Source organism: Paludisphaera soli (genome assembly GCF_011064595.1).
In the GTDB taxonomy this organism is placed as follows: domain Bacteria; phylum Planctomycetota; class Planctomycetia; order Isosphaerales; family Isosphaeraceae; genus Paludisphaera; species Paludisphaera soli.
Genome location: NZ_JAALJI010000002.1, coordinates 480,580 through 505,087, shown reverse-complemented (window position 1 = coordinate 505,087; position 24,508 = coordinate 480,580). Strand labels below are relative to the sequence as shown.

17 protein-coding genes are annotated in these 24,508 nt (G+C 71.7%); 6 read left to right on the top strand and 11 right to left on the bottom strand.

Annotation, left to right across the window (positions count from 1 at the left end):
* Nucleotides 1-2,457, bottom strand: coding sequence for a response regulator (locus tag G6O68_RS04925; protein ID WP_165245412.1), 2,457 nt, complete (start codon nucleotides 2,455-2,457; stop codon nucleotides 1-3).
* Between the two features lie 131 nt (nucleotides 2,458-2,588).
* Here G6O68_RS04925 and G6O68_RS04920 point away from each other — a divergent pair, with 131 nt between their 5' ends.
* The 6 genes from G6O68_RS04920 to G6O68_RS04895 all read left to right on the top strand — a co-directional run bounded on the left by G6O68_RS04920 (nucleotide 2,589) and on the right by G6O68_RS04895 (nucleotide 9,351).
* Nucleotides 2,589-4,058, top strand: a complete 1,470-nt coding sequence (locus G6O68_RS04920) for a sigma-54-dependent transcriptional regulator (RefSeq protein WP_165245410.1) — start codon at nucleotides 2,589-2,591, stop codon at nucleotides 4,056-4,058.
* Between the two features lie 183 nt (nucleotides 4,059-4,241).
* On the top strand, nucleotides 4,242-4,859 hold the full coding sequence (locus tag G6O68_RS04915) for a Dps family protein (RefSeq protein ID WP_165245408.1): 618 nt from the start codon (nucleotides 4,242-4,244) through the stop codon (nucleotides 4,857-4,859).
* Between the two features lie 473 nt (nucleotides 4,860-5,332).
* Complete coding sequence (locus tag G6O68_RS04910; RefSeq protein WP_165245406.1) at nucleotides 5,333-6,460, top strand: DUF1559 domain-containing protein; 1,128 nt, start codon at nucleotides 5,333-5,335, stop codon at nucleotides 6,458-6,460.
* A 111-nt stretch (nucleotides 6,461-6,571) separates the two neighbouring features.
* Nucleotides 6,572-6,751: a hypothetical protein gene (locus tag G6O68_RS04905; protein ID WP_165245404.1), complete on the top strand. Its 180-nt coding sequence runs from the start codon at nucleotides 6,572-6,574 to the stop codon at nucleotides 6,749-6,751.
* A gap of 33 nt (nucleotides 6,752-6,784) precedes the next feature.
* Nucleotides 6,785-7,981 (top strand): tetratricopeptide repeat protein, encoded by a 1,197-nt coding sequence (locus tag G6O68_RS04900; protein WP_165245402.1) that lies wholly within the window; start codon nucleotides 6,785-6,787, stop codon nucleotides 7,979-7,981.
* Nucleotides 7,982-8,481: 500 nt separating this feature from the next.
* A complete protein-coding gene (locus G6O68_RS04895; protein ID WP_165245400.1) occupies nucleotides 8,482-9,351 on the top strand; it encodes a hypothetical protein in 870 nt (289 codons plus the stop codon).
* Nucleotides 9,352-9,520: 169 nt separating this feature from the next.
* Here the strand turns inward: G6O68_RS04895 and G6O68_RS04890 are convergent, their stop codons facing one another.
* The 10 genes from G6O68_RS04890 to G6O68_RS04845 form a co-directional block, all read right to left on the bottom strand.
* Nucleotides 9,521-10,792 (bottom strand): amidohydrolase family protein, encoded by a 1,272-nt coding sequence (locus tag G6O68_RS04890; RefSeq protein ID WP_165245398.1) that lies wholly within the window; start codon nucleotides 10,790-10,792, stop codon nucleotides 9,521-9,523.
* A gap of 3 nt (nucleotides 10,793-10,795) precedes the next feature.
* Entirely contained in the window at nucleotides 10,796-12,943 is a 2,148-nt protein-coding gene (locus tag G6O68_RS04885; RefSeq protein ID WP_165245396.1) for an ABC transporter permease subunit/CPBP intramembrane protease, read from the bottom strand.
* Nucleotides 12,940-13,746, bottom strand: a complete 807-nt coding sequence (locus tag G6O68_RS04880) for an ABC transporter ATP-binding protein (protein ID WP_165245394.1) — start codon at nucleotides 13,744-13,746, stop codon at nucleotides 12,940-12,942. The genes G6O68_RS04885 and G6O68_RS04880 overlap by 4 nt, the downstream gene beginning before the upstream one ends.
* A 77-nt stretch (nucleotides 13,747-13,823) precedes the next feature.
* Nucleotides 13,824-14,933 (bottom strand): cyclic dehypoxanthinyl futalosine synthase, encoded by a 1,110-nt coding sequence (mqnC, locus tag G6O68_RS04875; protein WP_165245392.1) that lies wholly within the window; start codon nucleotides 14,931-14,933, stop codon nucleotides 13,824-13,826.
* Nucleotides 14,893-15,720, bottom strand: a complete 828-nt coding sequence (locus tag G6O68_RS04870) for a menaquinone biosynthetic enzyme MqnA/MqnD family protein (protein WP_165245390.1) — start codon at nucleotides 15,718-15,720, stop codon at nucleotides 14,893-14,895. The genes mqnC and G6O68_RS04870 overlap by 41 nt, the downstream gene beginning before the upstream one ends.
* 128 nt (nucleotides 15,721-15,848) lie before the next feature.
* Nucleotides 15,849-19,226, bottom strand: a complete 3,378-nt coding sequence (locus G6O68_RS04865; RefSeq protein ID WP_165245388.1) for a WD40 repeat domain-containing serine/threonine protein kinase — start codon at nucleotides 19,224-19,226, stop codon at nucleotides 15,849-15,851.
* A gap of 55 nt (nucleotides 19,227-19,281) precedes the next feature.
* A complete protein-coding gene (locus tag G6O68_RS04860; protein ID WP_165245386.1) occupies nucleotides 19,282-20,658 on the bottom strand; it encodes a PDZ domain-containing protein in 1,377 nt (458 codons plus the stop codon).
* 94 nt (nucleotides 20,659-20,752) lie between these two features.
* Nucleotides 20,753-22,531, bottom strand: a complete 1,779-nt coding sequence (locus G6O68_RS04855; RefSeq protein ID WP_165245384.1) for a putative ABC transporter permease subunit — start codon at nucleotides 22,529-22,531, stop codon at nucleotides 20,753-20,755.
* Nucleotides 22,528-23,295 (bottom strand): ABC transporter ATP-binding protein, encoded by a 768-nt coding sequence (locus tag G6O68_RS04850; RefSeq protein WP_165245382.1) that lies wholly within the window; start codon nucleotides 23,293-23,295, stop codon nucleotides 22,528-22,530. Before G6O68_RS04850 ends, G6O68_RS04855 begins: the two co-directional genes overlap by 4 nt.
* Nucleotides 23,292-24,182: a hypothetical protein gene (locus G6O68_RS04845; RefSeq protein ID WP_165245380.1), complete on the bottom strand. Its 891-nt coding sequence runs from the start codon at nucleotides 24,180-24,182 to the stop codon at nucleotides 23,292-23,294. Before G6O68_RS04845 ends, G6O68_RS04850 begins: the two co-directional genes overlap by 4 nt.
* Nucleotides 24,183-24,508: the final 326 nt, after the last annotated feature.

Sequence of the window (24,508 nt, the reverse complement as noted above, 5' to 3'; positions counted from 1 at the left end):
TCAGCTCCGGGGGGCTGGGGCGGGCGGGAGGTCCGTCGAAGTACGCGGCGCGACGGCGCGCAGCGACTCCAGGGTCACGCGGTCGACGCGAACGGTCAGGGCGGCGACGGCGGCTTCGAGTCGTTCGAAGGCCGGTCGGGCGTCGTCGAGCCGGCGGTCGGCGGCGGCGGCTTCGAGGCCCAGGGCCAGCTCGCAGGCGGAGGTGGAGAAGACGGCGATCATCCCGGCGAGCTTGTGCGCGGCCGACCGCAGCCCGGGGGCGTCGCCCCGCCGCAGCGCCGCGCGGGCGGCGTCGACCCGCGAGGGGGCCAGGGCTCGGAAGTCGCGGCAGAGCCCGGCCAGCAGTTCGGCGTCGCCGCCGCAGGCGGCCAGCAGGGGGGCCGGGTCGATCGGGTCGTCGGCCGTCTTCGCCAGGCGGTCGACGGCGGCGAACAGCCGGTCGGTGCGCACCGGCTTGGTCAGGTAGTCGTCCATGCCGGCCGCCAGGCAAAGCTCGCGGTCGCCCCGGCGGGAGCGGGCCGTCAGGGCGGCGATCGGCAGCCGGCGGCCGTCGCCGCGCGCGGCCTCGGCCTCGCGGATGGCCCGGACCACGCCGAAGCCGTCGACCTCGGGCATGTGGACGTCCAGCAGCATCAGGTCGAACGGCCGCGAGGCGTCGAGCGCCAGCGCGATCGCCTCGCGGCCGTCGCCGGCCAGCCTGACGGCGCAGCCCCGGCGCTCCAGCAGGCGGACGAGGAACCGGGAGTTGAACTCGTCGTCCTCGGCGATCAGGATCGTCGGCCGCGCGCCGGGCCGAGGGGGCCCGGCGGGCTCGCCGGCCGTCGCGGGTCCGGCGGCCCGGGCCAGGGCGGCGGGAGGGCCGGATTCGAACGCCGCGCGGAGGGCCTGCAGCAGCTCGTCCTGGCGGATCGGCTTGAGCAGGCGGGCGGCGACGTGCAGCTCGCGGCCCCGGGCCTGGTCCCCCGGTTCGTCGCCGGTCGTCATCATGACGAGCGGGACGCCCGCCAGCTCGTCGCTGGCGCGGACCTTCGCCGCCAGGTCGAGGCCGTCGACGTCGGGCATGCGGGCGTCGAGCAGCACCACGTCGGGCCGGCGGCCCCGGGCGGCCCCGCGCCAGAGGGCGTCGAGCGCCGCCATGCCGTCGCCGGCCGTCGCCACCTCCAGGCCCCAGCCGGACAGCCAGCCTTCCAGCACGCGGCGGGTCGTCTCGTTGTCGTCCACCACCAGGACCGACCGGCCTCGGGGCAGGGCGGGGGGCTCGCCGACGAGCCGGGGGGGGCCGGGCTTGGCCGCGAACCGGACGGCCAGCGTGAACGTGCTGCCCCGCCCCGGCTCGCTCTCCACGGCGATCCCGCCCCCCATGAGCGCGGCCAGCCTCGCCGCGATCGTCAGCCCCAGGCCCGTGCCGCCGAACCGCCGGGTCGTCGACGCGTCCTCCTGCTCGAACGCGCGGAAGATCCGCTCCTGCTCGTTCGCCGGGATGCCGATGCCGGTGTCGCTCACCTTCACCCGCAGCCCCACGTCGGCGTCCGAGGCCGGGCCGTCGTCGCGTTCGACCAGGACGAAGACCTCGCCTTCCTCGGTGAACTTCACGGCGTTGGCGACGAGGTTCAGCAGCACCTGGCGGAACCGGCCCACGTCGCCGATCAGGGCGTCGGGCACCTCCTCGCGGACCTGGGAGACGAGGTCCAGCCGCTTGGCGTGGGCCCGAGGGCCCAGGAACCGCAGCACGTCCCCCACGGCGGCGCGGAGCGAGAACTCCGAGGCGTCCACCTCCAGCTTGCCGGCGGCGATCTTGGCGTAGTCGAGCACGTCGTCGACGATCCGGACCAGGCCGTCGGCCGCCGACCGCACCGTCTTGAGGCACTGCCGCTGGTCCTCGGTCAGGGGGGTCTCCAGCGCCAGCTCGGTCATCCCCAGGATGGCGTTGAGCGGGGTGCGGATCTCGTGGCTGACGTTGGCCAGGAACTCGTCCTTGGCGCGATTGGCCGCCTCGGCCTCCTCCTTGGCCCGCCGCAGCTCGGCCTCCAGCCGCTTGCGCTCGCCGACGTCCTCCAGGACGGCGATGACGTACGCCGGGGCCCCCCGTTCGTCGCGCTGGAGCGATATGTAGAGCTTCACCCAGACGATGCCGCCGTCGGCCCGGACGTAGCGCTTCTCGACCGAGTACGGCCCCCGCTCGCCCCGGACGAGGCGGCCGAAGTCGGCCGGGCCGAGGTCCTGGTCCTCGGGGTGGGTGATGTCGCTGAAGGGGCGGCCGAGCAGCTCGTCGCGGTCGCGGCCGACGATGGCGCAGAAGGTCTGGTTGACGCGCAGCCAGCGGCCCCGGAGGTCGGTGTGGGCGAGGCCGACGGCCGCGTTCTCGAACGTGCCGCGGAATCGCGCCTCGCTCTCGCGAAGCTCCTCCGCGGCGCGCCGGCGTTTGCGGGCGGCTCGGTCCGGGTCGATCTGGGTCATGGCGCGGCCCCGGCGGCGGTCGGCCGGGCCCGGCTCGGGCCCCGGCCTCCTGGATCGAGAGGCTCTCCTGCGAATAGAATACCAATTCGAGACGCCCGCGCGGGGCGACGGAGTCCGCCGAGGGGGGGAGCATGGGCCGCCTGCTGCTGATCGACGACGAGCCCGCCCTGATCGCCCGCCAGGTCCGGCAGGCCTTCCCCGCCCCCGAGCACGTCGTCGAGGTCGCCGCCTCGGGCGCCGAGGGGCTCGACCTCGTCCGCCGCAGCCCCCCCGACGTCGTCCTCCTGGACCTGCACCTCCCCGACGCCTCGGGGTTCGAGGTCTTCCGGGCGATCCGCAACCTCGACGCCCGCATCCCGGTCGTCTTCATCACCGTCGCCCGCACCGCCGACGCCGCCATCGAGGCGATGAAGCAGGGCGCCTACGACTACCTGTTCAAGCCCCTGGACCTGCACCGCCTCCGCGAGATCGTGGAGGGCGCCCTCGACGTCTCGCGCCGGATGCGCACCCCCACCGTCGTCGCCGAGGACAACGAGTCCGACGCCGAGGGCGCCATCGTCGGCTCGTGCCCGGCCATGCTCGAGGTCTACAAGGCCGTCGGCCGGGTCGCCGCCCAGGACGTCCCCGTCCTCATCACCGGCGAGAGCGGCACCGGCAAGGAGCTGGTGGCCCAGGCGATCTACCAGCACGGACCCCGCGCCCGCCTGCCGTTCCTGGCCCTCAACTGCGCCGCGATCCCCGAGAACCTGCTGGAGAGCGAGCTGTTCGGCCACGAGAAGGGGTCGTTCACCGGCGCCGACCGCCGCCGCATCGGCAAGTTCGAGCAGTGCAACGGCGGCACCATCTTCCTCGACGAGATCGGCGACATGCCGCTCTCGCTCCAGGGCAAGATCCTCCGGCTGCTCCAGGAGCAGGCCTTCGAGCGCGTCGGCGGCGACGAGACCATCCACACCGACGTCCGCCTGATCGCCGCCACCCACCGCGACCTGAAGGCCTGGTCGCGCGAGGGCCGCTTCCGCGCCGACCTGTACTACCGCCTGAGCGTCTTCTCGCTGGCCCTGCCGCCGCTCCGCGACCGCGGCGACGACCTGCGCATCCTCGTCCGCCACTTCCTCCGCCGGCTAAGCGCCGAGATGGGCCGCGAGGTCCGCGAGGTCGCCCCCGAGACCCTCGACCGCCTCCGCCGCCACCCCTGGCCGGGGAACGTCCGCGAACTCCAGAGCACGCTCAAGCAGGCCCTCCTCCAGGCCAGCGGCCCCATTCTCCTCCCCCGCTTCCTGCCCGAATCGTTCGGCGAGCCCGCCCCGACCCCCGCCCCCGCCCCCGCCGCCGTCGCCGTCGCCGCCGAGGGGGCCGGCGCCGGCCTCTCCGTCGCGCTCCACGGCGGCTTCCGCGACGACGACCGCGACGTCTACGCCGAGATCCATCGCGAGCTGGACCGCCTGCTCCTCCCCGCCGCCATGCAGTTCGCCCGAGGCAGCCAGCACCAGGCCGCGCTGCTGCTCGGGATCGCCCGCCAGACCCTCCGCCAGAAGCTCAAGCAGCTCGGGCTCCATACGGCCCGCCACGCCGAAACCGACGAGCCCGACGCCCCGGCCTGAGCCGTCGGCGCGGGCAAAGCTGCCCGCCCGCCGGGAAGCCTCGCGGCACCTCGACCGGCCGCGCCTTGATCGGCGCGTGGCTCGCGCGAAAGATCCCTCATCGGGATTTCGGGGCCGGTCCCTTCGACGGCCCCCCTCGAACCGTCCCCGTCGGGACGGCCGGCCCTCACGCGAGGTCGCATCATGTCAGTCGCCACGAAGAAGCCCGGCGAGGTCCAGGCTCAGGACAAGTCGACTCAGCAGCCCAGCCAGCCCCGGATCCACGTCGGCGGCGGCGAGATCCAGAAGTTCGGGACCGTCCGCCAGTTCCTGCTGGGCCTCTCCCACGACGCCCGCATGGAGTCCTGCCGGCGCCTCAATCAGGTGCTCGCCGACACCCAGATCCTCTTCTCGCTCTACAAGAAGCACCACTGGTTGATGCGCGGGCCCACCTTCTATCAGCTCCACCTGCTGCTGGACAAGCACGCCGAGGAGCAGCTCAAGCTCGTCGACGAGGTCGCCGAGCGCATCCAGACGCTGGGCGGGATCGCCGTCGGCGACCCCCGCCACGTCGCCGAGCTGACCCGCATCCCCCGCCCGCCCGACGGTTGCGAGGAGGTCCCGACCATGCTCTCCCGCCTGCTCCAGGCCCACGAGCTGATCCTGACCGACGCCCGCGACGCCGCCCGCAAGGCCGCCGACCACGGGGACGACGGCACCAACGACCTCCTCGTCTCCGACGTCGTCCGCACCGGCGAGCTGCAGGTCTGGTTCCTCGTCGAACACCTCGTCGACACCCCCTTCGGCCCCCACGCGAGCTGACCCGCCCCACGTCACCCCTCTTCGATCGCCAGCCCCCCGCCGCACCGCCGGGCGCTCGTACCCGGTGCGGCCGGGGGCCGCGACCCGGCCTCTCCCTTCCCGCCAGCCCCCGCCCCGACTCCTCCGGCGCCTCGACTCCCGTGCGCCCCGATCGCCCCTGACGGCCGACCTTGCGACCGCCGCCGCGCGGGACGCCCGTCGAGCATGGGTTGATGATCGAATCGGATGTTGTCTGATGAATTAAGAAATTAGTAGATACGCTATTTTCCGCGTCGTCGCGGGAATGCAGGGCCGACCGTGCGGCTCGTCGACGCCTAAATCCTGTCGGAATGACGACGTCGGCGAAGGGCTGTTTAAGCTCGACAGGCTTTCCGCCGATGAGATAGAATCCCGGCTCACATGATTACGAAATGAGGCTGAGGCCTCGTCATCGCCCGAAGGTCTCATCTCTGCTCTCCCGGAGGACAGACTTCATGCGTCCCATCGCCTCGCGGCCGCGCGGCTTCACGCTGATCGAACTGCTGGTGGTCATCGCCATCATCGCCGTGCTGATCGCCTTGCTCCTGCCCGCCGTGCAGTCGGCTCGCGAAGCCGCCCGCCGCGCCCAGTGCGTGAACAACCTGAAGCAGATCGGCCTGGCCGCCCACAACTACCTCTCGCAGCAGAACTGCTTCCCGCCGCTGGTGCAGAACCGCATCGGGGCCACGTTCGACCTGGGGATGGCCGACCACTGGCCGCTGGACTGGACGGCGTCGCTGCTGTCGCAGATCGAGCAGGCGCCGCTGTACAACGCCCTGAACTGGCAGTTCGGCGCGGGGAACGGCACCACGGCCTCGAATACCACCGTGCTGCGGACGATGGTCGGGTCGATGACCTGCCCCTCGGAGAACATCCGGGTCCCCACCAACCAGTGGGGCTGGAAGAGCTACGTGGCCAACGGGGGCGGACCGGCCACGGTCGCCGTCTTCGACGGCGCCCTGACGCCGCTGCGCAGCGACCCCGGCGACCGTCCCGGCTTCACCACGGCCGACGGCCTCCAGAACAGCAACTGCTCGTCGTTCGGCGTCGAGGGGTTCATGGACGGCACGTCCAACACCGCCATGTTCAGCGAGACCCTCGTCGGCACCGGGCCGGTCGGCCGGAACGTGACGATCTCCAGCACGCGGCGGAAGTCCACCTACCTGTTCCCCAGCGGGCTGAACCTCGCGCCCAACCAGGGGGTGAACGGGGCCCAGGCGGCCCTGCAGTTCGTCACCACCTGCCGCGCCCTCCCCGGCACGACGGCGGGGTACGGCGGCCTCGCCCCGGCCCAGGGGAACTTCTGGATCTCCGGCCACATCGGCTCGACGTACATCTACGACGCCTACAACCACTGGCTCACGCCCAACTCCGCCGGCTGCTACAACCAGGCCGACGGCAATACCGAGGGCTGGGGCAACCCGAACGACGGCATGCCCCCCAGCAGCAACCACCCCGCCGGCGTGAACGTCGCCTTCGCCGACGGCTCGGTCAAGTTCATCAAGGACACGATCAGCGTCCCCACCTGGTGGGCCATCGGCACCCGGGCCGGCGGCGAGATCGTCAGCTCCGACAGCCTCTGATCCCAGACTCCCCCATCCGACGCGACCGAGGGCCCCGACGAGGCGTCGGGGCCCTCGCCGCGCCCCCCGGATGCGGACGCCCGAACCACCCTCCCGACCAAGGAGTTCTCGATGCGGAAGCAGTTGATCCCCGCGCTGCTGGCGGCGATGATCGCGGCGGCCCTGCCCGGCTGCGGCGACGATTCGGACATCCCCAAGTCCGAGAACGCGCCCACCCAGGCCGATTTCGACGCGATGAAAGAGATGATGAACAAGTCGGCCAAGGTCAAGACCCCCAAGAAGGCGGACTGAGGCCGCGAGGCGACGGGCGAAGGGGGCGTGGAAATGGGGCGGAGCCGGACCCGGTCGCTCGCCTGGGCGGCCGTCGCGGTGATTGTCGCGGCGGCCGTCGCCCTGGGCTGGAAGGCGTCCCGCCCCCCCGACCGGGCGCTCCTCCTGGCGCGGGCGCAGGCCGATTTCCAGGCCGGGCGGCTCGACGAGGCGGCGGCCGCGCTCGAACGCCTGGCGGCCGTCCGCCCCCCCTCGCCGATGGAACACATGGCCCGGGCCCAGGTCGCCGAGGCCCGGGGCCGGGCCGACGACGCGCTCGCCGAAGCCGCCGCGATCTTCGACGACCCGAACCTCGGCGGACTCGCCCGGCTCCTGTCCGGCCGCGTCGAGGTGGCCCGCCACCGACTCCGCGCCGCCGAGGCCCACTTCCGCAAGGCCGCCGAGGCGCTCCCCCGCGAGCCCCAGCCGTACGAGGAACTCGCCTACATCCTCAACCTCCAGCATCGCTGGGACGAATTCGACCGCGCGATGCTGGCGGTCTCGGATCGAGGCGGCCTGACCTTCGAGAAGGTCCTCCACTGGGGCAAGGCCCGTCACGCCACCTGGAGCCCCCGCGAGGACTGCCTGACGCTGGCGAAGTGCGTCGAGGCCGACCCCGACGACCGCGCCTCGCGGCTGGTGCTGGCGGAGGGCCTGAGGCGCATGAACCAGGTGCAGGAGGCGAAGACGGTCCTCGCCTCGCTCCCCGACTCGGACTCCGAGGCGCTCGCCCTCCGCGTGATGCTCGCCCTGGAGGGCGAGGACGACGACGAGGCCGAGCGCCTGCTGCGATCCGCCCCGCCCGACGAGCCGAGCCTGGCCCCGGCCCGGGGCCGGTTCGCCCTCAAGCGGGGCGACGTCGAGGGGGCCGTGCGCGCCTATCGCCGGGCCGTCGAGGCCGCCCCGCACGATCGCGGCTCGCTCCAGGGACTCGGTACGGCGCTCCGGCTCGCCGGCGACCCGGACGGGGCCGCGAGGGCCTTCGAGGCCGCCGACCGCCACGACGCCATCACCCCCCTGATCCTCCGCGCCGCCACCCCGGAAGGGCGGACCGACCCGACCCTCCCCGCCCGCCTCGCCGACGCCTGCGCCGCCGCCGGCCGCGTCCCCGAGGCCGTCGCCTGGTCCCGCCTCGCCCTCGCGAACAACCCCCTGGACCGCGAGGCCCAGCAGGCCGTCTTCCGCCTCGAACGGCGCATCGTCCCGCGCTGATATCGAGATCCTCCCGCTCGGCTTGTTCCAACTCCGACCCTCGCGGATTTTGAGTTGGCGTGGACGAAGACGGTCTTCCCCCCTGGCGGGGGAAGACAGACCGCGCAGCGGTCAGATGAGGGGGGGACGCTCGCGGGGAGCGGCGGATCTCGAAGTTCGGCCCGCACGGCCGACGGGCTCGGGAAGACCGGTCGGATCTCCAATAGTCTTCTCGCTCGTCCCCCCCTCATCCGGCCCTTCGGGCCACCTTCCCCCGCCAGGGGGGAAGGCCGTCATGATGACCACTCAGAATCCGTGACGGTCAGTGGAAATTCCTAGGGGCCCCCTGATTCTCTCGCAGCGCGTCCGTAATCCGCCATCCGGGTGCATCGTAACCTGGGAGGCTCCGCGATCGGCCGGCGGCTCGTCCCGGCTGCGGATTGACCCGACGATCGCGCGAAGGCATCTTACGAACGTCCAATGCGTCCGAGCGGCCGTCCCAAAGGTTGCAGGAGTCTCCCATGCCCACGCCCCTGTCCGAGCAGGAGCAGATCACGCTGGCGAAGGCGGCCGAGTCCCGTCGCCGCTGCCAGGAGGACTGCGACCGGGCGAATCGGGCGCTTGAAGCGGCGAGGAGGGCCGACGACGCGTCGCTGCTGGCGACCCTCCGCGACCCGTCCGCCCCCGCCGAGGGGCGTCGGATGGCTTTGATCGCCGCGCTCGGCCGGCGGGTGCTTGAAGACTCCTCGCTCCTGCTCGCGCTGATCGACGACCCCGATCCCGAGCTGGCCGAGATCGCGATCCGCCACGCGCCGGCCGAAGTCGCGGCGATTGGGGAGAAGCTGCGTTCGCTGCTCGACCACCCGGACGAGTTCCGCTGGTCGGCGGCCGCCGTCCGCCTCGCCGTGACGAAGGACGAGGCGCTCGTCGCCCGCTTCCACGAATGGTTCCGGCACGGCGACCAGGGCCGTCGCAACGTGGCTTTCTTCGGCCTGACCAACGGAGTCCTGCTGGACGAGGGGGAGCGGCTCGCCTTCCTCCGCGAGGCCTGGAACTGCGGCGGTCCTGATGACCATCGGACGATGCTCGCCGTCGGCCTCCTCCAGGCCGGAGATCGGGTCGGCTGGTCATTCCTGGTCGATCAGGCCCGCAGGGCCGACGACGATTCGGCGTGCTGGGCCGCCCAGGTCGTGCACGAGCACGATCCCGCCCTGGGCCTGGAGCTGATGGCCCACATCCTCGACCACGGCGCGTCGTTCCGGGTGCGCTGGGGGTTGGTCGAGAAGATGGCCCAGGTCGCCGACCTTCCCCACGTCTGGACGGCCGATGGCCTGGCGGAAGCCCGCCTCTGGGTCGACCAGCAGCGAGAGGCATTGAACCTCCCTGGATGACTCGCAACCAGGCTCAGCCGCGCGAAAAACACCACGAATCGCGCCGAACGAACCCAATTTCTGCGCCCGAGATAGGCGTTTAAGTCGATATCAGAAAATGGTTTGCGGCCGATGGCTTCGTTTTCGGGGCGGGGCGAACGAAGCCGATCTCCGGGAGGCCTGGCGCGGGTCAGGTCTCTTGCCAGGGGCCGGAGACGAAGTCGCCCTCGAAGAGGGTGGCGAGGACGGGCTCGTCGGATTCGAGGAGGAGGCGGTGGGGATCGGCCTCGTCGCGGTCGGGGAGGCGGACGACGGCGAGGTCGGCGGACTTGCCGGGGCGGATCGTGCCGGTGGTCGTCTCGGCGCGGAGGGCCCAGGCGCCGAAGAGGGTGGCCATGGTCAGGAGCAGCTCGCCCGAGAGGGAGTCGTCGCGGGCATGGAGGAAGCGGGCCTCGTCGAGGACCCCCAGGCTGGGGCTGGACGCCAGGCTGTCGGTCCCCAGGCAGACGATCGCCCCCTTCTCCAGGAGCGTCCGGTAGGGGTGGGCGTCGTGGCCGAACCGGGCGTTGGTGCGCGGGCAGAAGGCCACGGCCACGCGATGGCCGTTCGACGACGCCTCGGGCCGCAGCTGCCAGAACTCGGAGGGCTCGATGTAGGTCCCGTGCGCCACGAGCCAGTCGGCGTGGCGGAGGTCCCCCTTGCGGATGTAGTCCGACGGCCGGGGCCCGATCGGCTCCCAGTCGTCGTCCCAGGCCCCGAGCTCCTCCAGGTAGCGCCGGAGGGGGCCGTCGCGGGTCTCCAGCAACTCCAGCTCCTCGGGCATCTCGGCCAGGTGGGTGGAGAGCGGCAGGCGGCTGGCCGCGGCGCTGTGGTAGAGCCATTCGGCCGTGCTGTAGGGGGCGTGGGGCGAGAGGCCGACGCGGGCATTGGCCGCGACCTGGGCCTCGGGCGTGATGGAGCCCAACCACCGCCAGGCGGCGTCGTTGGTCTGGAGCCCGCGATAGCGCTTGAGCCCCAGGACCTCGGCGAAGACCACCGCCCGGACCGGGGCCTCGGCGATCGCGTCCCAGCTCAGGCCGGCGGTCGTGGTGTCGGCCACCAGGGTCGTCCCGGCCTCGATGGCCGCGCGCAGGTTCCGGGCCACGTTGGCGCGGTAGGCCTCCTCGGACGAGCCCGACCTGCGCTGGGCCATGACCCGTCGCAGCCACTCGACCTCGTTCTCCGGGGCGGCGGGCAGGGCTCCGTCGTCGTCGGTAAGGCTGCCCAACTCCAGGTGGGTGTGGGCGTTGACCAGGCCGGGGATGATCGCCGCGTTTCCCAGGTCGAGGTCGGCCGTGCGTTCGTTCGCCGGGCCGACCCGGGCGATCCGGCCGTCCTGGATCGCGACTACGCCGTCGGCGATCGGTGGACCGTCGACGGGGAAGACGTATCGCGCCCGGAGGCTGAGCGTGCCTCGCCTCATCGGTCAGGTCTCCCCGGAGTCCGGGCCCGGGCGGTCGTGCTTCCAGAGGTAGGCGAAGAGCATCGCCGACGCGACCGCCCCGGCCGCGACCCAGGGCTTCTGGTAGACCCCCTCTTTCGGGTCGAGGTAGACGAGGTTCGCCGCCCCGATCCGGGAGAGCCAGGCGACCCACGCCGCCATCCCCACCGCGAAGCCGTTGTTCAGGGCGTGGAACAGGACGCCCGGCCAGAGGCTCCGGCTGCGGATCGCCAGCAGGCCGAGGAAGACCCCCAGCAGGGTCGCGTTGAAGAGCTGCTGGAAGAGGCTCAGGAAGACGTGCAGGAACCCGAACAGCAGGGCCGACAGGACGATCGCCGACCGGGTCCGCCGCCCCGATTGCAGGCCCGTGAGGATGAAACCCCGGAAGGCCGTCTCCTCGCAGATCGCCGGCAGGACGGCCAGCACCAGGATCGTCGGCAGGAGCCCGAGGTCGCCGAACATCAGCGATTTCAGCACCTCCTGGGTCGCGCCCGAGACCGGGAAGACCCACTGGACGAGCCGGCTCAGCTCGGCGACCACCGGGTTGAGCGTGACGGCCATCGCCGCCGCCAGGGCGAAGTAGCGGGCGTCGGCCCGCCTCAGGCGGAGAGTGCCCAGCGGGTCGGTCGTGAGCAGGAAGGCCATGCCCAGGGGCACCAGCAGGATCAAGGACTGGCCGGCCGCGACCGATCCCAGCCCACCCACCGAGCCCGTCGCCAGCGTCGCCTGGGCGAACAACCACGAGGCCGTGATGATGACCGCGAAGGCGAGCACCGCCTGCGTCGAGGTCGGCCTCGGCCCCCGGTCGCGGATCAGGCTCCGGACCCACGAGCCCAGGCTGAACCGCTCCGACTCCCGGAACAGCGCCTCCTCGTCCTGGAACTGCTCGACGGCCCATCGCAGGGCGAGCCAGGCGTAGACGAGGGTCGGGATCAGGACGAGCGGGAAGTAGCGGAAGGCCGTGGCGTAGTCCCCCACGATCAGGGCCCGCAGCAACAGCGCCACGCCGGTCACCGGCACGATGCTGTAGAAGGGGTTCAGCTCGATCCCCGGGGCCATCGTCAGGAAGATCAGCGGCAGGCAGATCAGGTAGAGGGGGGTCATGTAGTACTGCCCCTCCTTCATGCTGCGGGCCATCGCGGCGAGGGCCAGGCAGATCGCGCTGAAGAAGGCGGCCAGGGGGATCAGCAGGACGATCATCCAGAGGGCCGACTGCAGGGTCGGCGGCGCGAGCGCGGCGGCGGCCTGGCGGGCCGGGTCGGCCCCGCCGAAGCCCGAGGCCCGCTGGGCGAGCTGCAGGCCGGTCACGCCCATGCTGATCAGGTTCAGCACGGCCGTGGTCACGCTGGCGACCAGCACGGCCAGGAACTTGCCCATCACGATCTCGGCCCGGCCGGCGGGGCTGATGAGCAGGGTCTCCATCGTCCCCCGCTCCTTCTCGCCGGCGCACAGGTCGACGGCCGGGTAGAAGGCCCCGGTCAGCGACATCAGGACCAGCAGGAACGGGAAGATCCGCCCCCAGACGTTGCCGCCGACCTCCTGCGCCGTGGCCGCGTCGAGCGCCTTGACCTCGATCGGCTGGGCGTAGCCGGCGGGGAGGTTGTCCTGCTTGCGGCGCTCCTCGACGATCCCCCGCTTCCAGCGGTCGAGGGCCTCGCGGAGCCGCAGGTAGGTGACCTGGCTGGTCTCGTCGACGCTCTTGTAGTGGATCGGGATCGCCACGTCCCCCTTGGCCCGGAACTGCTCCGGCAGGTCGGCCGGGACGACCAGGACGGCCGACGCGTCGCCGTTGCGGACCGCCTGCTCGCGGCGGGCGGGCTCGCCCCAGGGGCCGTCGTCGGGCTGGAGCGCCACCTCCAGCCGCGCGGCCTCGGCGGCCGAGTCGAACAGGTCGGGGTTGAGGCCCTTCCCCTCGGCGTCGAGCAGCGGCGGGGCCTTCGGCAGGTGCTCGGCGCCGACGATCACCACGAGCCGGGGCCTCTCCTGGATCGCCGCGGCGAACTGCAGCACCCCCGCGCCGATCAGGGGGTAGAGCAGGATCGGGAAGAAGACGACCATGAACAGGGTGCGGCGGTCGCGGAGCTGGTCCATCCCCTCGCGGCGGAAGATCAGCAGGATGTTCGACCAGTTCATGGCGTGGGCCCCCCGGCCCGCGCGGGGCTGGCGTCGACGTCGGCGTCGGAATCGGCCCGGGCGAGGGCGTCGGCTCGCTCGACCAGGGCGAAGAACAGCTCCTCGACGTCGGGCTGGCCGTGGCTCGCCAGCAGCTCGTCGATCGGTCCCTGGGCCTGGAGGGCGCCCCGGTAGATGATCGCGACCCGCGAGCAGAGCCGCTGGACCTCGCTCATGGAGTGGGTGGAGAAGACGATGGTCTTGCCCAGGTCGCGCAGCTCCAGGATCTTGTCCAGCACGACGCGCTGGACCAGGATGTCCAGGCCGGAGGTCGGCTCGTCGAAGATGAGGACCGGCGGGTCGTGGACGATCGTGCGGGCGATGGAGACCTTCTGCTTCATGCCGGTGGACATCTTCGAGCCCAGCACGTCGCGGAAGTCGTCCATCTTGAGCCAGCCGAAGACCGTCTCCATCCGCTCCCGGAGGCGGGCCTTCGGCAGGCCGTAGAGCCGGCCGAAGTACTCGACCAGCTCCCAGGCGGTCATGCGGTCGTAGATGCCGGTGCCGGCCGACATGAAGCCGATCCGGCGGCGGACCTCCTCGGGGTGCTCGACCACGTCATACCCGGCGACGACCGCCCGCCCCGCGGTGGGGCGGAGGATCGTGCTGAGGATCCGCAGGGTCGTCGTCTTGCCCGCCCCGTTGGGGCCGAGGAGCCCGAAGATCTCGCCGGGGCGGCATTCGAACGACACGTCCCGGACCGCCTCCACCCAGCCGCGTTGATAGTCGTGGAACGACTTGCCGAGGTGTTCGACTTGGATCACGCGACGGCCCGTTCCTGGTCTGGATGGAGTCTGGGAAGAGGGGGCGGCGCCGACGGCGACGGCCGGCTCGCCGAAGCTCAGGCGACGCCCGCGACGGCCGGCTCATCGGCCGGCGCCTCGTCGATGTAATTGTAGAACACGTTGCGCTGGCGGGGGATGTAGCCCGCCTGGCGGATGCAGCGCTTGATCTCTTCGAGGCTCAGGTGGTGAACCGTCCCGGCCGAGGAGACGACGTTCTCCTCGATCATCAGGCTCCCCATGTCGTTGGCCCCGAAGAACAGGCCCATCTGGCCGATCTTCGCCCCCTGGGTGACCCACGACGACTGGATGCTCGGGACGTTGTCCAGGTAGAGCCGGGTCATCGCCTGGGTGCGCAGGTACTCGAACGCTCCGACGGTCGGGACGTCGGCCATCTCGGTGTTCTCGGGCTGGAAGGTCCAGCAGATGTGGGCCGTGAAGCCGCCGGTCTCGTCCTGGAGGCTGCGGACGCGGTCCAGGTGCTCGACCCGCTCCTCGATCGTCTCGACGTGGCCGAACATCATGGTGGCCGTCGATCGCCCGCCGAGCTTGTGCCAGACGCGGTGGACGTTGATCCAGTCGTCGGTGTTGACCTTGCCCCGGGTGATCGCCTTGCGGACGCGGTCGACGAGGATCTCAGCCCCGCCGCCGGGGAGGCTCCCCAGGCCGGCCGCCTTGAGCCGCTCCAGCACCGTCTCCAGCGGCAGCTTGGCCACCTTGGTGAAGTGGTGGATCTCCGGGGCGCTGAAGCCGTGGACGTTGATCGTGGGGAAGGTGGCGCGGATGTCCCGCAGCAACTCCTCGTACCACTCCAGCTTGAGCTTGGGGTGCAGGCCCCCTTGCAGGAGGATCTGGTCGCCGCCCAGCTCCACGGTCTCGCGGATCTTGTCGAACAGGACGTCGCGGTCCAGGACGTAGGCGTCGGCGTCGTCGACCTTCCGGTAGAAGGCGCAGAAGTCGCAGACGGCCGTGCAGACGTTCGTGTAGTTGATGTTGCGGTCGATGTTGAACGTCCGGTACGGCCCGGGGTGGAGCCGGCGGCAGACGGCGTCGGCGGCGCGGCCGAGGTCCAGCAGGCTCGCTTCCCGGAACAAGGCGACGCCTTCCTCGAACGTCAAACGGCCGCCTTCAGCGGCGCGTCGCAAGGTCGCGGGGGCGGTGGAAGACAAGATTCACTCCTTCGGGCGCCAGGCCCAGGCGCGCGGCCATCTCGGCGAATCGCCTCAGCCCTGCCAGCTCCGGCTCGCCCAGGTCGTAGGACAGGACTCGCGTGAGGTAATCGTAACACGTCCGGAAATCCAGGCCCAGCCGCGGGCCGTGAATTCGCGACAGCTCGTCGGCGTGCGCCAGGCCCTCGGCCCGGCTCCGTGCCAGGGCGTCCGGCAAGCTCCCCAGGTCGGCCCCCCGTCGCACCACCCAGAGGGCGAAGACGAACGGCAGCCCGGTCAGCTCGCGCCAGGCCTCGGCCATGTCCACGACTTGGTGGAAGGGCTCGTCGGGGACCTTCATCGCCCGGTCGCCGATCACCAGGACCGCGTCGGCCGTGCTCTCCAGGGCCGAGACCCCCAGGGGCAGGGGCTCGATCGTCCGGGGCCGCACGCCGTGCGCCGCCTCCAGCCAGACCTGCACCAGCGCCTGGCTCGTCCGCGAGCCGGCGTCGAGAGCCAGCCGCCCGATCGCGGCCGGGGGCACCTTGCTGAAGAGCTTGACGCTCCGCACCGGGCCCCGCGCCCCGATCGCGAACCCCGGCAGGATCTCGTACCCCCGCGAGGCCCCGCGCAGGTACTCGACCGACGGGATCAGGGCCACGTCCAGTTCCCCCGCCGACAGCTTCTCGGCCAGCCGGCTGGGGACCTCCATGCTCAGCTCCACCCCCGGTGCGAACTCTTCGAGCCGGTAGTACAGCGGCTTGGCGTTCAGGTAGCTGACCGCCCCCACCCGGATCGGACCGTCCATCGCCCCCCCTCGCGGCCTCCCGCCGTTGATTCCACGGCGACCGAAATCGACGTCGCCTTCGTTCTTTCAATCCTTATTGAAATTGTAGACGGATTCCCGATCCCGGCAAGCCGATCCTGAGCGGTGGTTCATTCGGGGGGTGCCGCCTCGGCCGGCCCCGCCCACCAGAGCCGGAGGGTCTTGTCGTGGCTGACCGAGGCCAGCGTCCGGCCGTCGGGGCTGAAGTCCGCGGCGTTGACGCCCCCCTCGTGGCCTTCGAGCCTGAGGGTCAGGTTCCCGGACCGCACGTCGATCAGCGAGATGAGGCCGTCCTGGCCCGCCACGGCCAGGACGCGGCCGTCGGGGCTGAAGGACAGGCCGCTGATCTCGCGGCGGTGGAGGGGCGGGATGAGGGCGCGAGGCTCCCAGGACTCGGCGTCCCACAGGCTGAGGACGCCTCGAACGTCTCCTATAGCGAGCGTCCGGCCATCCGGCGACAAGGCGAGGCTCGTGGCGTCGCTCGGGACGTCCCATTCTCGCAGCCGCGCCCCGGTCTCCGCATCCCAGACGATGACGGCCTTGTCCTCGCCGCATGTGACGAGCCTCCGGCCGTCGGGGCAGAAGGCGACCCCCCGGACGTCCCGCGCGTGGCCCTTCAACGCGGCGATCGGCGACCAGGTCGCCGCGTCCCACAGCCGCACGGTTCGGTCGCGTCCGACGGTCGCGAGGCGGCGGCCGTCGGGCGAGAAGGCCACCGCCCAGACGCGTGCTTCATGGGCGTCCAGGACCCGGAGCAGCTCCCCCGCCTCGGCGTCCCAGATCAGCACCTTGCCGTCGAAATCCCCCGAAGCCAGCAGGGGCTCACTCGGGGCGGCGGCGAGGCACGACGGCCACGATTCGTGCCCTTTCATGGCTCTGATCTCCCTCCCGGAGCGGGGGTCCCAGAGCTTGAGGAGGTTGTCCCCGCCGACCGTCGCGAGGGCCCGCCCGCCGTCCAGGTAGGCGACCCCCCAGACCTCGTCGGCGTGGCCGCCGGGCGTCATCGATTCCTCGATCGGCCTCATGTGCCAGATGACGACCTCGCCGCTCCCCGCGCCGAGGGCGACGTCCCCGTCGGCCCCCTGCAGGAATGCGATCGTTTCCACCCGGCCTTCGAGCCCCTCGAGCGTCGCGAAAGGCTTCCGGGCCCGGACGTCCCACAGGACCGCGCGGCGGTTGTACCCGGCCGCCAGCAGCGTCCCATCTTCGGAGTACGCCAGGGAATAGACCTGATGCTCGTCGTTCCCGGGCGGCGCGGGCAGGGTGGCCACGACGGAGCCCTCGGCGAATTCCCGAAGCTGGACCGTGCCGTCCCGGCCCCCCGTCGCCAGCAGCCCTTCGGGCGCGGGCGACGCGGCGATCGAGGAGCAGATCGGCTCCGCCGGATGCGACGCGAGGAGGCTGCCCCTCTGGAGGTCCCAGATCTCCAGAGAGGCGAGGTCTCCTACCTCCTCGATGAATCGAGTCGCCGCAATGCGCCGACCGTCGGGGGAGAGGGCGTGTCGGGTGGTGCCGGGGAGCGACAGCCTCTGCATCCGACGCCCGTCCAGGTCGAACTCCCGTCGGACGATCTGAAGACCCGGCGGGCCCGTGGAGCCCGCGACGAACAGCCCCCGCTCGGTCGACAGGATCGTGGGGCGATTCCGGATCGGGTGGCCCTCGAACTCCGTCAGCGGCCGGCCCGATTCCAGGTCGAGGATCGAATTGACGAAGGCGTCGCCCACCTTGCGGCAGATCACGGCCCGCCGGCCGTCCGTGGAGAGCTGGCAGTACCACAGCCCTCCCCGCATCGGCGGAGGCTGCTCGAACCGCATCTCCGGGCGGGGCGTCGCCAGGGCCGGGGCGTCGCCGGGGGTGATCCTCCAGATCCCCCCCTTCTTGTCGTCGTAATCGACGCCGACCAGCAGGCCGTGTCCCGTCGAAAGCTCGCTCGGGCCCCCCGGGAACAGCTCGTCGAGGGTCGTCCGATCGCGCCGGGACTGCCGCCACAGATAGTGCCAGGTGAAATCCCGGGCGTCGGGCTCGCCCGAGCCGGGGCGTGGGGCCGCCGCGCGGAGGCGTCGCTGGGCCTGGGCCCATCGGTCGTCGCGCATCTCCTGGTTGGCGAGGGCCAGGGTCATGACGTAGTTCCGGTGCCTGGCCTGCTCGGTCGCCTCCTTCTCCTTCACGAGGGCAGTCTGGACGTTGTCCAGGGCCTTCGCGACCGCGTCGTTCGCCCGCCGCAGGGCGAGCGAGTAGGCGACGCTCACGCCCAGGGTCGCCAGGCTCATGGCGATCACGGCGGTCGCGGTCGGGTTTCGGGCCGCCCAGCGTGCCAGGCGGCGAAGGCGGCCGAGGGGGCGGGCCTTGGTCGGGCGGCGGCCGAGGTAGCGCTTCAGGTCGTCGGCCAGGGCGGCGGCGGTCGGGTAGCGGCGGTCGGGACGTTTCTCCAGGCACTTCATCGCGATCGCGTCGAGGTCGCGCGGGATCGACCGGAGGTGTCGACGGGGGGGCGTCGGCGGCTCGGCGACGACGGCGCGCATCAGGTCCCAGGTGGTCTTGCCCTGGTGAGGAGGCCGGCCGGTCAGCAGCTCGTAGAGGATCCCCCCGAGGGCGTAGACGTCGGTCGGCGGGCCGACGGCGTCGCGGCGCTGCTCGATCTGCTCGGGGGCCATGTAGGGGGGCGTCCCCCAGGGGCGGGCCGCCGTGGACTCGCCGACGGGGGCGTCGGCCAGCCGGGCGAGTCCGAAGTCGGTCACGCGGGGCTTCGGGTCGGCCTCGCCGGCCGGATCGGCGGGGCGTTCCAGCAGCACGTTGCCGGGCTTCAGGTCGCAGTGCAGCAGGCCCCGGGCGTGCATGTGCTCGATCGCCCCGGCCATCGCCAGGACCATCCGGGCGGCGCGTCGCGGCTCGGCGGGCGCGTGGCCGTCGTTGATCCAGGCCCGCAGCGTCGGCCCCTCGCAATAGGTCGAGGCGATGTAGCAGACCGACCCCGCCTCGCCGGCCTCGTAGACCGGCACGAGGTTCGGGTGGTCGAGCTGGGCCGCCGCGTGCGCCTCGCCGAGGAACCGGCGGCGGGCCTTGGGGCTCAGCAGGGCGTCGGCCTTCGGGACCTTGAGCGCGACCCAGCGCCCCATGTCGGGATCGAAGGCCCGGAAGACGATCCCGAACCCGCCCCGGCCCAGTTCCTCCTCGATCCGGAATCGGCCGATGGCCCGGGGGACCGGGCTCGCCGCGGCGGGGCCGCCGTCGGGCGTATCCCCGAGGGTCGATTCCCCGGCGGTCGCCGGCGCACCCTTCCGGGGCCTGAGCGTCCGGTCGAGCAGGTCGAGGAACGATCGAAACCGATCGAGTTCGTCCCCCCCGACCCCGGCCGCCTCGGGCCTGGGCTCGGGCGGAGTCTCGCCCTTCCGCATCGCCTCGTCGTAGCGGGCCAGCCACTCGGAGAGCGGCCCGCGGTCGCCGCCGTCCTCCGGGTCGCTCCCCGACTCGGTGCTCTGCTCGCTCAAGCCGTGCTTCTCCCCGGTTTGGACGACCGATCCCGCGAGCCGCGGGCCTTCCGGTTCAGCGGCCCAGGTCGACCTTCACCGGGGTCTTCTTGCCGGACTTGACGTCCAGCACCGTCAGGGTGAACGAGGGGCCGACGGACTTCAGGGCTTCTTCGAACAGGTCGGGGGCGAAGACGACGCGGTCGTCCACGCCGACGATGGCGTCGCCGACCTCCAGGCCGGCCTTCGCGGCGGGGCTGCCGGGGGCGACGGCCGTCACCTTCACGACCGGGAGCAGGTCGGCCGTGCCGGGCTTGACCGTCAGGCCGAAGCTCCGCGAGGTCACGCCGCCGCCGGGGGCCGTCGGCTCGGGGCTGGGCGTCGGCGTCGGAGTCGGCGAAGGGGCGGGTTTGGGCCCGGCCGAGGGGGGGCCGAGGGGCACCTCGACGGGCACGTCGTTGCCCGTGCGGCTGTCGAGCACGACGACGGTGAGCGAATCGCCGGCCTTGTCGACGGCCTTCTGGAGCGAGGCCTCGTCGGGCAGCGGATCGCCGCCGGCGCTCACGAGCACGTCGCCCACCTCGAACCCGGCCTTCCGCGCCGGGCTGTTGGGGAGGACGGCGGTCACCTTGAGGCCGGGGCGGCGGCCCTGTCGGACGGGCTCCAATTCGGCGCCGAGCGATCGTTTCGGGGATGTCGGGGCGGGAGAGGGGGCGGTCGGCGAGGGCATGGGTCGGCGAGGGGGTCCGTCCTTGATGATGTCCGCGACGTCGACCTCGACGGTCGCCTGCTCGTTGGTGCGGACGTTGAGGAGGGCGAACTCGGCCATGGGCGGGCCCTGCGACAGCAGGTCGGCGAACTGCTGGAGGCTGGCGAAGCCGGACTTGTTCACGCCGATGACGACGTCCCCCTTCTCGAAGCCGGCCTTCTGGGCCGGCGTCCCGGGGAGCACCTCGGTGATCTTCAGGACCAGCCGGCCGCTGGTCTCCACCGGGTCGGCCTTCACGCCGAACCGCCCGAGGACCGTCTTGCCCGAGGCGGGGCCGCGCGGCGGGGCGGCGGGGTCGAGGTCGTCCCCGCGGCCCCTCGGGTCGTCGAGTCGCTCGAACCACTCGGGCGAGGCGCCCTGCCAGCCGCCGCCGGGCCTGGGGGCGAGGTAGGCCCGGATCGAGGAGCCTTCGGCCGGGGGGCTCGCGGTGACGTGGACGTAGGCCGGATCGCCGGGCGCGGGGATGGCCGAGCGGCGGGAGTCCGCGGCCTGAGGGCCGAGTTCCGCGCGGGCGACGTCGATCTGGACCACCAGCTCGGGTCGTTCCGGCTTCACGTCGCGGAAGACGCCGCGGACCACGCCTTCGACGACGACGGCGCCGCGCTTCGGCTGCGGGGCGTCCTGGGCCCGGATCGGCCCGACCGCGACCAGGGCGGCGGCCGCGAACATCCACGAGCGATTCATGATGCGTCCTCCCGGGGCGACGTGGACATCGGGGAACGCCCCGACCGTCGCGATTGTAACCCGGGGGGACGAAGCAAGGGAGGCGCCGGGCCCCTCAGAATTCCATCCGGTTGAACGCCTTGATGCCGATCCGGAGCGGGATGATCGTCGCGGCCGCCCCCACGATCAGGCTGGCGACGACGGCCGTCGTCAGCCAGAACCGCAGCCCCCCGCGCGAGAGGATGATCCTCGCGGACTCGGGGTTGTCCTGCCCCACGAAGTAGAGGTGGCACGGCACGGCGAGGGCCGTGACGATCGTGAAGATGAAGACCAGGCTCACCAGCAGGTTGAACGTCCCGCCGAAGCCGGCGGCGATCTTCGAGGGGTCGCTCTCGCGCAGGTTCGGCAGCCGCGCGCCCAGGCCCACGCTGATGCCCGAGAGGCCCAGGCAGAGCACCGCGATCATCCCGACGTGCAGCACGATCATCCAGGGGTTCATCTGGAGCATCAGGTCGGAGAGCACCACCAGGAACTCGGTCGAGATCAGCGAGATCCCCGCCGAGAACGCGAACTTGCCCCAGAGGATCTGGTCGCGACGCAGGGGCAGCAGCCCCAGGGTCCAGAAGTTCCGGCCTTCGAGCGAGAGCAGGGGGAAGATGAACCGGCTGGTGAACGTCGACAGGATCAGGGCCGTTACCGACAGGTTGAGGAAGCTCACGAGGTTCCGCCAGTACGGGCTCTGCGCCCCGTATCCCAGCCGGGGGATGTTCAGGAAGTAGAACGCCAGCAGGCCGAAGAAGATCAGGAACTGCGACCACTGCGTCGGGTCGCGCAGGAAGGTCCGCAGGTCCTTCAGGATCAGGAGCCGGATCGGGAACGGCAGGAAGAAGAAGAGGCGGTGGAACGCGGCGTCCATCAGCCGGAACTCCAGCCGCTTGCGGTTCGATCGGCTCCCCTGGACCCGGCTGTAGCCCCGGCGGTAGAGGTCGCGCGCCAGGACGGCGGCGGTCAGGTACGCCAGCCCGGCGTGCGACGAGAGGATCATCAGGTGGTAGCCCGCCCCGCGCCAGTCCCCCTTCGCGGAGGCCAGCAGCCCGGCCGACATCCATCGGCTCGGCCAGAGGGGGTTCTGGCAGAAGGCCAGGCGGTTCAGGAGCCCACCCAGCCAGTCGCTCGTCAGGGCCTCGCCCGGGGTCGTCCAGAGGCGGTAGCCGATGAGGAAGAGGCCCCCCGCCGCCGCCAGCGTCGCCAGCGCGAGCACCGTTCGCTCGCGCTTCGGGAAGACGTTCGCCACGACGATCGCCACGATCGCCCCCAGGCTCGCCGGGATCATCACGAAGACCAGCAGGTAGACGAGGAACAGGGGGTAGTACGCCCAGGGCGCCCCCGACTCGCCGCCGGGGACGGGCTTGATCGTCAGCCCGTAGGCCACCAGCAGCGGGCTCCCCAACAGGAAGAAACCCCACGACGAGAAGCCGACCGCCTCGGCGAACTTGTGGGCGAAGATCCGGTCGGTCGCCGCCGGGGTGGTCAGCAGGTACGCGGCCTCCCGCGAGTGGAAGAGCGCCGTGTAGACGATGATCCCCGTCGAGAACAGGAGCATCGCCAGGAGCGACAGGAAGAACATGCTGAACAGGTATTCGACGATCGTGTTCGCCAGGTCGACGTACGACGCGATGAACTGGAAGCTCCCCAGGAAGAGCAGGAACAGCCCCGCCCAGAACACGCCGCTGCAGAACACGATCATCGAGATCCGCAGCCGCGAGTCGGCCACCAGCACGCCGGTCGCGTTGCGGAACTGCCGCCAGCGCAGCCATCGCAGGGCGCGGGCCGTGCGGTCAGCCTCGATCCCCACGGGCGCGGCGACGAGCGATTCCGGCAGGGCGAGGCTCATCGCGGCGTCTCCAGGCGCGCCCGGGCGACGGGGCTGATCGCCCGCAGGACGTCGTCGCCCGTCAGCTTCAGGAACAGGTCTTCCAGGCTGCCGCCGTGCTGGGCCCGCTCGCGAAGCTCGTCGAGCGTGCCGACGGCGAGCATCCGGCCGTGGTCGACGATGCCGATCCGGTCGGCCAGCTCCTCGGCGATCGCCAGCAGGTGGATCGACATCAAGACCGCCGCTCCCGCCCGCGCCTGGGACACGAACATGTTCTTGACGATCCGGGCGCTGCGGGGGTCGAGCCCCACCAGCGGCTCGTCGACCACCAGGACGCGGGGCTCGTGGACCAGGGCCGAGGCGAAGACCACGCGCTGCTTCATCCCCTGCGAATAGTTCTCGCAGAGCTCGTCGATGAAGTCGCCCATCTCGAACGTGTCGATCATCTCCTCGATCCGGGCCGAGCCGGTCGCCCGGTCGACGCCGTACATCTCGACCACGAACCGGAGGAATTCGCGCCCGGTGAGCTTGTCGTACAGGTAGGGCTGGTCCGGGACGTAGCCGAGCTGCCGGCGGGCGCCCTCGGACGACGCGGGGTGGCCGCCGATCGTCACGGTCCCCTCGCTGGGCGCCAGCAGGCCGCAGATCATCTTGATGGTCGTCGTCTTGCCCGCGCCGTTGGGGCCGAGGAACGCGAACAGCTCCCCGGGGCGGACGGTCAGGTCCAGGTGGTCGACCGCGCGCTTGGTCCCGAATGACTTGCCGACGCCGCGCAGCTCGATCATGAGCCCTCCTCCCCGTTCCCGCTCCGGCCCCGCTCGACCTCGGCCGGCGGCCTCGGCGGATCGCCCGGCGGCAGCCGCTCCAGCATCATGTTCACGAACGGCAGGGGGACCTGCTGGCGGAGGATCGCGCCATCCACCCGGACCCAGGTCATCGTGACGATCGGCCCGGCGCGCTGCTCGACCTCGAAGGCGCTGACGGCCTCGCCGTTCCAGTCGATGAAGGTCCGCCGCATGACCTCCACGCGGGCCGTCTCCACCGCGCCGGACAGCGGGTTGACCACCTGCATGTCCCAGCGCTGGCCGACCTGCAGGCCGGGCAGGCGGTCGAGCGGCCGGAGGGCGTCGTACACCACGCTCCGGGACTGGTAGGGGAAGCTCCGCTGGAGGCCGAGCACCGAGGCGATCCCCTTCGCCTTGACGTCCATCCGGCCGTCCTGCACCTTCCCCTCGACCCGGAACAGGTCGTCCCCCGCGCCGGGCCCTTTCACCTTCATGGTGAACCACTTGAGGTCCCCGCGAGGGTCCACCCGGTAGTCGCCGTCGATCGTCAGGCGCACGCCCTGGCTGCTGGCCAGCGGGGTCCGCTTGAGCAGCTCGCCGGCGTCGAACGCGACCTTGCTCGTCAGCTCGTACCCCCCCGTGGGGAGCCGCTTCGACTCGGTCGTCGCCTGGCCGACGTTGCGGCGGATCTCGGGATGCTGGGGATCGTCGATCACGTCGATCGACCAGGAGACCGGGCCGGACTCCCCCCCCGCCGCCGAGGCGATCGACCGCAGGTCGGGGGGATAACCGAGGCTCAGTTCCGGCAGGACCTCCCACTTGAGCAGGAAGAACGCCGCGATCGACCAGTAGACCAGAATGGCCACCGAGACCAGCCGTGGGGGCATCGCGTCCGACCCCTAGTTGCTTGGAAGACCTGGACCCAATGTCCATGCTAGGCGCGATCGCCCGGCGAGGACAGGGGCCAGCGGGAGTCCGGCCCGATTCCGACGCCTGTCAGACACCCGCTGTCTTCTCATCCTACGCGCGAAGGGGCCCGTCGGCGAGCCTCTCCCTGAAGGATCGGCCCCCGAGGGCGAGGGACGGGGTCGAATAAGGCGCGCACGGGCCAGACGCCGGCCGGAACTCCCGACGGGGGCGGGGGTAGGAGGGGCGTCCTGCCCGATGACAGGGCGCGAGGGCTCGACCCGAGGTCAGGCTTCCACGAGCGGGA